General features: G+C 71.7%; 11 protein-coding genes. 2 read left to right on the top strand and 9 right to left on the bottom strand.

Annotated elements, in window-relative coordinates:
* Positions 1-179: 179 nt before the first annotated feature.
* From ACFWEJ_RS23340 to ACFWEJ_RS23325, 4 genes are all read right to left on the bottom strand, one after another.
* Positions 180-1,067, bottom strand: a complete 888-nt coding sequence (locus tag ACFWEJ_RS23340) for an amino acid ABC transporter permease (RefSeq protein ID WP_377231570.1) — start codon at positions 1,065-1,067, stop codon at positions 180-182.
* Complete coding sequence (locus tag ACFWEJ_RS23335; RefSeq protein ID WP_377231569.1) at positions 1,064-1,753, bottom strand: amino acid ABC transporter permease; 690 nt, start codon at positions 1,751-1,753, stop codon at positions 1,064-1,066. The genes ACFWEJ_RS23340 and ACFWEJ_RS23335 overlap by 4 nt, the downstream gene beginning before the upstream one ends.
* Before the next feature lie 140 nt (positions 1,754-1,893).
* Positions 1,894-2,739 carry a glutamate ABC transporter substrate-binding protein gene (locus tag ACFWEJ_RS23330; RefSeq protein ID WP_377231568.1) on the bottom strand — a complete coding sequence of 282 codons (846 nt, stop codon included), beginning with the start codon at positions 2,737-2,739 and terminating at the stop codon, positions 1,894-1,896.
* Positions 2,740-2,802: 63 nt separating this feature from the next.
* Entirely contained in the window at positions 2,803-3,618 is an 816-nt protein-coding gene (locus ACFWEJ_RS23325; RefSeq protein WP_377231567.1) for an amino acid ABC transporter ATP-binding protein, read from the bottom strand.
* A 137-nt stretch (positions 3,619-3,755) separates the two neighbouring features.
* Here ACFWEJ_RS23325 and miaB point away from each other — a divergent pair, with 137 nt between their 5' ends.
* A complete protein-coding gene (miaB, locus tag ACFWEJ_RS23320) occupies positions 3,756-5,432 on the top strand; it encodes a tRNA (N6-isopentenyl adenosine(37)-C2)-methylthiotransferase MiaB (protein ID WP_377231566.1) in 1,677 nt (558 codons plus the stop codon).
* A 100-nt stretch (positions 5,433-5,532) separates the two neighbouring features.
* On the opposite strand, the gene ACFWEJ_RS23315 is transcribed toward miaB, so the two are convergent.
* From ACFWEJ_RS23315 to ACFWEJ_RS23295, 5 genes are all read right to left on the bottom strand, one after another.
* The gene (locus tag ACFWEJ_RS23315) at positions 5,533-5,826 is read right to left on the bottom strand and encodes a hypothetical protein (protein ID WP_377231565.1); all 294 of its coding nucleotides are present in this window, start codon (positions 5,824-5,826) and stop codon (positions 5,533-5,535) included.
* Entirely contained in the window at positions 5,823-6,485 is a 663-nt protein-coding gene (locus ACFWEJ_RS23310) for a hypothetical protein (RefSeq protein ID WP_377231564.1), read from the bottom strand. Before ACFWEJ_RS23310 ends, ACFWEJ_RS23315 begins: the two co-directional genes overlap by 4 nt.
* 73 nt (positions 6,486-6,558) lie before the next feature.
* Positions 6,559-7,473 (bottom strand): WXG100 family type VII secretion target, encoded by a 915-nt coding sequence (locus ACFWEJ_RS23305; protein WP_377231563.1) that lies wholly within the window; start codon positions 7,471-7,473, stop codon positions 6,559-6,561.
* A gap of 113 nt (positions 7,474-7,586) precedes the next feature.
* On the bottom strand, positions 7,587-8,165 hold the full coding sequence (locus ACFWEJ_RS23300; protein WP_377231562.1) for a YbjN domain-containing protein: 579 nt from the start codon (positions 8,163-8,165) through the stop codon (positions 7,587-7,589).
* Positions 8,162-8,761 carry a YbjN domain-containing protein gene (locus tag ACFWEJ_RS23295; RefSeq protein ID WP_274994189.1) on the bottom strand — a complete coding sequence of 200 codons (600 nt, stop codon included), beginning with the start codon at positions 8,759-8,761 and terminating at the stop codon, positions 8,162-8,164. The genes ACFWEJ_RS23300 and ACFWEJ_RS23295 overlap by 4 nt, the downstream gene beginning before the upstream one ends.
* A gap of 121 nt (positions 8,762-8,882) precedes the next feature.
* On the opposite strand from ACFWEJ_RS23295, the gene ACFWEJ_RS23290 reads away from it, so the two are divergent.
* On the top strand, positions 8,883-9,491 hold the full coding sequence (locus tag ACFWEJ_RS23290) for a hypothetical protein (protein ID WP_377231561.1): 609 nt from the start codon (positions 8,883-8,885) through the stop codon (positions 9,489-9,491).
* The last annotated feature ends 94 nt before the right edge of the window (positions 9,492-9,585 follow it).

Below are 9,585 nucleotides of genomic sequence, written 5' to 3'. Positions count from 1 at the left end.
CTATATCTACACACCCACTCTGGTCGGCTGCTTCTTTTGTTTATATCAGACTGGACTGCCCCCGACCTCCGCGGGGACCGGTAATCGCCGCGCGGCGGGGTGGTCCAGCAGCTCTCGCTGCTGACCACCCGGCCCCTTGTCGACCAGCTCCGTCCCGCCCGGGCGGACGAGTCGTGGGATCAGACGTTCCCCGGGCCACCGGCTGCGCCGGCCACGGCAGTCGGGTTCCCGATCCCGGTGCCCTCCATGGTCGGACCGGCCGTGCGGCTCGACAGCAGCCGCGACAGCTGGTGGGCCAGCACGGTGAGCAGCAGGTTCAGCACGATGAAGACCACGGCCACGACCGTGAGCACCTGCAGCGGGTTGCCGTCGGCCGAGTAGACGATCTGCCCGGTACGGAGCAGCTCCTGGTAGCCGATGAGCTGCCCGAGCGCCGAGTCCTTGAGGACCACGACGATCTGCGACACCATCGCCGGCAGCATGGCCACGAGCGCCTGGGGGAGCTGGATGGACCGCAGGGTCTGGCCCGGCGTCAGACCGATCGCGAGACCGGCCTCGCCCTGGCCGCGGGGCAGGTTGCCCACGCCCGACCGCACCAGCTCCGCGATGACGGAGCCGTTGTACAGGATGAGCGCGACCACGACGGCGAGGAACGCCTTGTCGGAGACTCCGGGCAGCAGCTGACCGAACAGCCCGTAGAAGAACACCATCATGAGCAGCACGGGGACGGCCCGGAAGAACTCGACCACGGTGCCGCTCACCCGCCGCACCAGGGCGAGCTGCGAGAGCCGGCCCATGCCGAACACGAGGCCGAACACGATCGACCCGACGATCGCGAACGCCGCTGCCCGCAGCGTGTTGATCAGGCCGGGGATCAGGTAGTACTGCCAGGTGCGGGCCGAGACGGCGTCCGCCCAGAGCTGGGGCTCCAGCTGGCCCTTGCTGTCGAGCTGGACCAGGACCCAGGCGGCCACGGCGACCACGACGACGGCCCCGACCACGTTGCCGACGAGGGTCCAGGTCCGGGCCCGCGGCCCGGGCGCGTCGAAGAGTACGGAGGCGCTCATCGCTTCACCGCCAGCCGCTGCGACAGCCAGGTGGTCAGCAGTCCGATGGGGATCACCAGGATCACGTAGCCGATCGCGAACACCGCGAAGATCTCCCACAGGTAGTTGGGGTTGAACTCGATCATCGTCTTCATCGTGGAGGAGGTCTCCCAGGAGACGCTGGCCGCCGCGGCGACGGTCGAGTTCTTCAGCAGGGCGATGAGCGTGTTGCCGAGCGGGGCGACGGCCCCGCGGAACGCCTGCGGCAGGATGATCAGCCGTGCGGCCGGCAGGAAGGAGAGCCCGATCGCGCGGGCCGCCTCGGCCTGCCCCAGCGGGACGGTGTTCACGCCGGAGCGGATCGCCTCGCACACGAACGCCGCGTGGTAGACGGCCAGGCCGACGACGGCGAGGCGGAAGAAGTTCTGCTCGAAGTTGTCGGCGAGCTGGATCTGGAGCGAGGTCCACACGCCCATGACCATGAAGGTCATGATGATCGTCAGCGGGGTGTTGCGGAAGATGCTCACGTACGTGGTGCCGGCCCAACGCAGCGACGCGATGGGCGAGATCCGCATGAGCGCGAGCAGCGTGCCGAGCGCCAGCGCGATCAGCGCGCCCCAGAACGTCAGCTGGATGTTGGTCCAGAACGCTCCGAGCACGTCGTACTGCTGCAGGAGCGCGCCGAGCCCTGACAGATAGTCGTTCACGGGTCACCTTTCGGGAGAGGCACGGCCGTGGTCGGCGCGCCCCGGGAGGTCACAGTCGCGGACGGCGGGATGCCGCCCCGCAACGAACCGGGATCGCGTCTCGCTCGGCGGACGCGATCCCGGTTCACTGCGAAGGGACGTCAGGCGCAGGCGGCCGGCGTCGGCGGGTTGAGGTCCGCGTTCGGGGTGTAGTCGGCGCCCTCGGTGTTGGTGGCGATGAGCTCCTCCCAGGTGCCGTCGTCGATCATCTTGGTGATCGCCGCGTTGATGTCCTCGCAGCGGTCCGAACCCTTGGGCAGGCCCACGCCGTACTGCTCCTCGGAGAACGGCGCGCCGACGACCTTCAGGTTGCCGTCGCCGTTGGCGGCGGCGAGACCGGCGAGGATGATGTCGTCGGTCGTGACGGCGTCGACCTGGCCGGCGGCCAGGGCGGTGACGCACTCGGCGTAGCCGGGGCGCTCCAGCAGCTGGACACCCTCGGCGTAGTCGGTCTTGATCTTCTCCGCCGACGTCGAGCCGGTGACCGAGCAGAGGTTCTTGCCCTCCAGGTCCTGCGGGCCGGTGATGTCGGTGTTGTCGGCGGCGACGAGGAGGTCCTGACCGGCCACGAAGTACGGTCCGGCGAAGTCGATGACGTCCTTGCGCTCGTCCGTGATGGAGTAGGTGGCGAAGATCATGTCCACGTCACCGTTCTGGAGCATGCTCTCGCGGTTGGCCGAGGGCGTCTCCTTGAAGGTGATCTGGTCCTCGCTGTAGCCCAGCTCGTTCGCGACGTACCGGGCGACGTCCACGTCGAACCCGGTGTACTCGGCGCCGTCCTGCAGGCCGAGGCCCGGCTGGTCGTACTTGATGCCGATCGTGATGCCGTCGCCGCCCTCGGACGCGCCGCCCTCGGGCTCACCTCCGACCTCGGCTCCGCCACAGGCCGAGAGTGCGAGGGTCGACGCCGCGGCCATCGCCAGCAGCCCCATGGTGTGCTTGCGCATGATTCCCCTTCGGTAGTTCGGGGTCCGGGTAGGACCCCTTGGCTGGGATCAGTCAGTGAAAGATCAGTGGGTCAGGATCTTGGAGAGGAAGTCGCGTGCCCGCTCGCTCTTGGGCGCCGTGAAGAACTCCTCGGGGTGAGCCTCCTCGACGATCTGGCCGTCCGCCATGAAGACCACGCGGTCGGCGGCCTTCCGGGCGAAGCCCATCTCGTGGGTCACGACGATCATCGTCATGCCCTCCTGGGCGAGCGCGACCATCGCGTCGAGCACCTCGTTGACCATCTCGGGGTCGAGGGCAGATGTCGGCTCGTCGAACAGCATCACCTTCGGCTGCATCGCCAGGGCTCGTGCGATCGCGACACGCTGCTGCTGGCCGCCCGACAGCTGGGCCGGCATCTTGCCCGCCTGGTTGCCGACGCCCACGCGGTCGAGCAGCGTGCGTGCCTGCTCCTCCGCGGCCTTCTTGGACAGCCCGCGGACCTTGCGCGGCCCGAGCGTGACGTTGTCGAGCACGGTCTTGTGCGCGAACAGGTTGAACGACTGGAAGACCATCCCGACCTCGGCGCGCAGCTGCGCCAGGGCCTTGCCCTCCTCGGGCAGGGTCTTGCCGTCGACGGTGATCGAACCGTCGTCGATGGTCTCCAGGCGGTTGATGGCCCGGCACAGCGTGGACTTGCCGGAGCCGGACGGGCCGATGACGACCAGCACCTCGCCCTTGCGGACGGTGAGGTCGATGTCCTGCAGCACGTGCAGCGCGCCGAAGTGCTTGTTCACGCGCTTCAGCTCGACGAGAGGCGCCCCGAGGGCACGGTCCGACGTCGGAGCGTCCGCGGAGCTGTCGGCCGCCGGTTGGCCGGTGGCCGAGGTGGTCTGGTCCATCCCTTGAACCTAACGATCCGATGTTTCAAGGACCAAGTCGACGGGTCATCCCGGGACAACGTTTCGGTAACAGATGCCCGCAATGCGCCCGAACTCGCCGTTCGGCGGGGCTCGAAAGGGGTCGTAAAATCGAGGCGATGTCCACGACCGCCCTGCCCACAGCCCCGCTCGACGCCGCCACGACCGACACCGCCGTCGGCGACGCCGCGTCCGAGCAGCCCCGCACCTACCTGGTCCGCACGCTCGGGTGCCAGATGAACGTGCACGACTCCGAGCACATGGCCGGCATGCTCGAACAGGCCGGCTACACGCGCGCGTCCAGCCAGGACGAGGCCGCGAACGCCGCCGACGTCGTGGTGATCAACACGTGCGCCGTGCGCGAGAACGCCGCCAACAAGCTGTATGGCAACCTCGGCCAGCTGGCGGGCATCAAGGCCACCCGGCCGGGCATGCAGATCGCCGTCGGCGGCTGCCTGGCCCAGAAGGACCGCGGTGACATCGTCGCGAAGGCCCCGTGGGTGGACGTCGTCTTCGGCACGCACAACCTGGACGCCCTGCCGGTGCTGCTGGAACGCGCGCGGCACAACGAGGCGGCGCAGGTCGAGATCGCCGAGTCGCTGCAGGTCTTCCCGTCCACGCTGCCGACCAAGCGCGAGTCCGTCTACGCGGGCTGGGTCAGCATCTCGGTGGGCTGCAACAACACCTGCACCTTCTGCATCGTGCCGCACCTGCGCGGCAAGGAGCGCGACCGCCGCCCGGGGGAGATCCTCGCGGAGGTCGAGGCGCTCGTGGCCGCCGGCGCCATCGAGGTGACGCTGCTGGGCCAGAACGTGAACAGCTACGGCGTCGAGTTCGGCGACCGCGGCGCGTTCGCCAAGCTGCTGCGCGCCTGCGGCCGGATCGAGGGCCTGGAGCGGGTGCGGTTCACGTCCCCGCACCCGGCCGCGTTCACCGACGACGTGATCGCCGCCATGGCCGAGACGCCGAACGTCATGCCGCAGCTGCACATGCCGCTGCAGTCCGGCTCCGACCGGATCCTGCGCGCGATGCGCCGCTCGTACCGCTCGGAGAAGTTCCTCGGGATCCTCGACCGGGTCCGCACCGCGATGCCCGACGCGTCGATCACCACCGACATCATCGTGGGCTTCCCGGGCGAGACCGAGGAGGACTTCGCCGAGACGATGCGCGTCGTCGAGGCCTCCCGGTTCAGCTCGGCGTTCATCTTCCAGTACTCGCCGCGCCCGGGCACGCCCGCCGCGACGATGGAGGACCAGCTCCCCAAGGCGGTCGTGCAGGAGCGGTTCGAGCGCCTGCTCGCCCTCCAGGAGCGCATCGGGGCCGAGGAGGCCGACCAACAGGTCGGGCGCACCCTCGAGGTGCTCGTCGCCGAGGGCTCGGGCCGCAAGGACGGCGCGACGCACCGCCTGTCGGGCCGCGCGGCGGACAACCGCCTGGTCCACTTCGGCCTCACCTCCAGCGTGTCCGACACCGTGCCCGACGCCGCGCCCCTGCCCGGCGTGGACCTGACCCAGGCGCCTGCCGACCTCGACGACCCGCGCCTGTCCGACGTCGTCCCCGCGGGCGTGCCGCGCCCCGGCGACACGGTGACCGTGACGGTCACCAGGGCGGCCCCGCACCACCTGATCGCCGAGCCCGCCGACGCCGCGGGCCTCGTGGTGCGCCGCACCCGGTCGGGCGACGCCTGGGCCGCGCGGGAGAAGGCGCGGCTCGGCGGGGGAGAGGACGAGCACTCGCACGGCACGCCGGCGCCGTCGGGCCCGGTCTCGCTGGGCCTGCCCACCCTGCGCCGCTGACGCGGCTCCGACCTGCGCCGCCGGCGCAGGCCCGGCCCGCGGCGCCAATGCGGCGAGGCCGGCCCCCGTCACGTGACGGGGCCGGCCTGGTACCGCTCGGTCAGCGGTTCTGCTCGAGGTAGTTCGCCCGGACCTTCTGCGCGCGGGCGACCGGCAGGCAGCACAGGCCCGCGACGACGCAGAGGCCGATGAAGACCCAGGGGAAGCCGTCCCCGGCGTTGAAGCCGCGGAAGTTGTCCTGGTAGTCGCCGACCTGGGCGACCCACCACGCGAGCCAGGTGAGTCCGGCACCGGCCCACGCCACCACCGCGAAGATCACCCACATCGAGGCGAGGCGGCGTGCCTTGGCGGGGTCACCCCCGTCGGACCACCGGTCCTTGTCCGGGGAGCTCATGCGAGGGCCTTGGCCAGGAGCCCGAACGTCGGATCGGCCGCGACCGGCACGGGCTTGGGGAGGCGCTCGACGGGGCCGCTGGAGATCTCCCAGGCCTTGTCCTCGCCGATCCGGACGGCCGCGGCGCGGTCCCCGGTCGGCGCACCGGGCTGCGCGATGACCTTGATGCTGCCCGCGAAGGGCAGGGTCGTGGCGTCCTGGAACGTGGCGCGGACGTAGCGGGAGGCGACGTCGATCAGGCGGTCGCCGGCGGGCACGGGGAGCGCCTGCCAGATGCCGTACTCCTTGGGCTCGATCAGCGCGGCGCCGTCGGGAGACCTGACGAGGAGTGCGACGTGGTTGGTCTCCCCGGAGATGCCGGCGGCCTCGATCCACTCCGTGGCCCGGTTCAGCACCGCGGCCAGCGCGAGCACGGGACCCTGCGGCGTCAGCGTCCCGGCGTCGTCGACGACGGCCATCTTGCGCACGATCAGCGAGCTGAGGCCGGCGCCGAGCAGGGGCGAGCCCTCCGGCACCTCGGGCAGGCGCAGCGACTCGCGCGTCTTGGCGGCAGAGGCGTCGTCGCCCAGCGACAGCAGGCTGAGGAGCTCGAAGCCGGTCAGCTCGATCGTCTGCTCGGCGCGGCGGTCGGGGGCAGTCGTGGTTCCCTGCTCAGTCATCGGTTCCTCCTCGTCGGGCCGGTCGGCCGCAATTCTTCCAGGTCAAGGTCGGTGCTCTTCAACGGGGGTCGCGTCACCACGGCAAGAGGTCCTTCGCGCCGTCGATGAGGTCGCCGCCCGCGTCCAGGACGTCGCCCGCCGCGTCGGCCACCCCGCCGGCGATGTCCCCGGCCGTGTCCCCGACCCAGCCCGCGGCGTCGGACGCGGCGTTCCAGGCACCCTCGGTGATGTTGCCGTCGACGAGGAGGTCGGTGACGGCCCAGGCAGCACCCGCACCCAGGATCGCCCAGCCGACGGGGTTGGAGACCAGGCCGGCGGCGACGAGCAGCCCGCCGACGCCGAGACCGGCGCTGATGGCGCCGTCGCCCGCCATCCAGTAGTCGCCGGACCCGATGCCCTGGCCCATCTGGAAGGCGCCGAACGCGACCGAACCCCAGGCGAAGGCCTTGCCGGCCGTGCCGATGGCACCGCCCCAGCCGCCCGGGAGCGCGTCGGCGACACCCCAGATGCCCTGGCCCCAGCGCGCCCCGAGCTCGACGCCGTTCTGGACCAGGCCACCGATGGTGGCCGCCCAGTTGGCCTCGCCGACGACGTCGAGGACCGTGTTGGCCCAGTTCCCGCCGTCGTCGCCGCCGGACAGGGTGCCGGTACCGCTCGCCGAGGCACCGGCGAAGGCTCCGGCGCCTCCGCCCGATCCTCCGCCGGGCCCGCCGCCCGCGTAGTCGCCGCTGGTCTGCTCCTGGGCGTCCGCGTTGCGCTCCACTGCGCTCCTGGCGCCGGCGAGACCGTCCGCGGTGGCGCGGAGCGCGGGCACGTGGTGCCCGTCCCACTCCTCGCGGAACTGGTCGCCGCTCGGCCCCAGCCAGTCCACGCTCGACAGCACGGACGTGACCTCGCTGATGGTGTTGTCGAGCGACTGCGACGCCGCGTCGAACTCCCTCGCGAGGGTGCGCAGCTGTTCGAGGTCGGCACCCCACATCTCACCCATCGGTTCTCCCACCCGTTCGTCCGCCGTCAACTGGTCAGAACCGTAACTGACCTGCGACAACGGGACGAGCAAAGGGGTGTGGGGAGAACTCCCCATGGGTGGCTGCGGCGACCCTAACCCTGGTCCGACGACCCCTCGTCCGGCTCTGCGTCGGCCGGCGGGGCGAGCGACGCCACGGTCGAGAAGAACTGGCTCGCGGTGACCAGCCCGCACGACACCGTCTGGGCGAGCTGCTCCTCGGTGGCGCCGTGCTCGAAGTCCACCGAGACCTCGGCGTACAGGGCGAGCCCCGCACCCTCCTCCCGGGTGTAGACCTTGGGCCAGATGCGCTCGCGGTTCCAGTCGTTCGCGGCCTGGAGCACGGCCAGGCGGGCCGCCGCGGGCAGCGCGCCCGCCCAGCGGCCCCGGACCTGCAGGATCTCGTCGTGCTCGCCGAGCAGCAGGAACCAGAACCGGTTGCCGTCCCAGGTGCCGGTCACGTCGCCGTCGTCGTCGATGCGGAAGCGGTAGCCGCGGCGCGACAGGTCGTCGCCGACCCGCTGCGTCGTCAGCGGCCGCGGCTTCTCGACCGGGGCGTTCGCGAGCGTGCGGACCTGCGCTCCCGTGGGGCGGCGGGCGGCCGGGGGACGCGGGTTCAGCAGGCGCGCGAGCCAGCGCCCGGCGCCGCCGCCACCGTTGCGGGGCGGGCTCATGGCGCGGACCTGAGCGGGTCGGGGAACGTCTCGTCGAGATGCTCGAAGAACATGGAGCCCGTGGTCAGCCCGCACTGCAGGAGCTGGTCGAGCTGGTCCTCGGTCACGCCGTGCTCCAGGTCGACCGTCACCTCGGTGTAGACCAACACCGCGCCGTTGTCGCGCACACGCACGTACGTCTTGGGCCAGATGCGCTCGGCGTTCCACTCGTTGCAGAGCTCGAGGATCTCCTCGAGCCGCTCGATGGTCAGGTCGCGGTGCCACTGCCCGCGCACCTGGAGCACCTCGGAGCTCTCGCCGACCATGAGGAAGTAGAACAGCCAGCCGTGCCACAGCCCGCCGACGTCGCCCTCCGAGTCCACGAAGTAGCTGAACCCGTTCTCGCCGAGCCACTCCACGACGCGGTCGCGCGTGAGCGGCTCAGGGATGCTGGAGGGATCGTCGAGGCCGCCCGTCAGCTCGCGGAGCAGCACACCCTCCACCTGCGCCCGCAGCTCGTCGTCGTCGAGTTCCCTGGGCTCGGGCTGTTGCGGGCCGGTGGCCGCACGGTCGCCGTCGCCCGCCGTGTTCCGGCGTCGTGACCCGAAGAACCTCACCTGACCACAGTACCCGCCAGACCCCCGGTCCCGCTGCGCCCTTCGTCCGGAAAGCCGGGTGGAATCACCCAGGAACGGCCAGGTGCCGCGGCCGGTGCTACTTTCATCCATCGTGCACGCCGTGATCCTGCCCGCAACCCTGCTGCTCGTCCCGGGGACGGCCCCTGGCCTGCGGACGGACCCGCTCGAGGACGTCCGCGCCGCCGTGGCCGCCGCGCTGGCGCGGCTCACCGAGGGCGGCCGGATCCCGCTGGTCCTGGCGCACGGCCCCGCCCTGCGGCACGGCCGGATGCGCCCGTCCCTGGCCGGCTCCGGCATCGGCGACCGCTGGCTGCCCGACCCTCCGCCGGGTGCGGGACGGCGCGCCGGCGCGGCCTGGTCCTGGACGGACGAGATCCGTCAGGTCGCGGGCACCGGCGCCTCGGTGGCGCTCCTGGCGCTCGCGGACGTGCTGGGGGACCGGGTCGCGGAGGTCGAGGTGCTGGAGGTCCCGCCGTCCTGGCCCGGACCGGTCGCCGGGCCCGACCCCCTGCTGCGGGACGCCGCCGGCCTGGTCGTCGCGGGCGGGGGAGTGCCCGGCGGCCTCGACAGCGACCCCGGAGCGCTGACGGACGGCGTCCGCGCCGCCCTGCGCGCGGCGGGCGCCGACGCGTGGACGTCGCAGGTCCAGGCCTTCGCGCAGTCGCACGACCACCTGCCGCCCGAGTACCGCGTGACCACTCTGGCGTGACGGCCCGCGACAGGAACGGACCGGCGCGCCCCTGCGACGTCGGCATGTTCCTGTGAGGTCGGCAGTCTGCGTCGAGGTCGGCACAGGCCTGTGC

The organism is Promicromonospora sp. NPDC060204, from assembly GCF_042728455.1.
Classification (GTDB): Bacteria; Actinomycetota; Actinomycetes; order Actinomycetales; family Cellulomonadaceae; genus Promicromonospora.
This window is presented reverse-complemented; position numbering and strand designations above follow the sequence as displayed.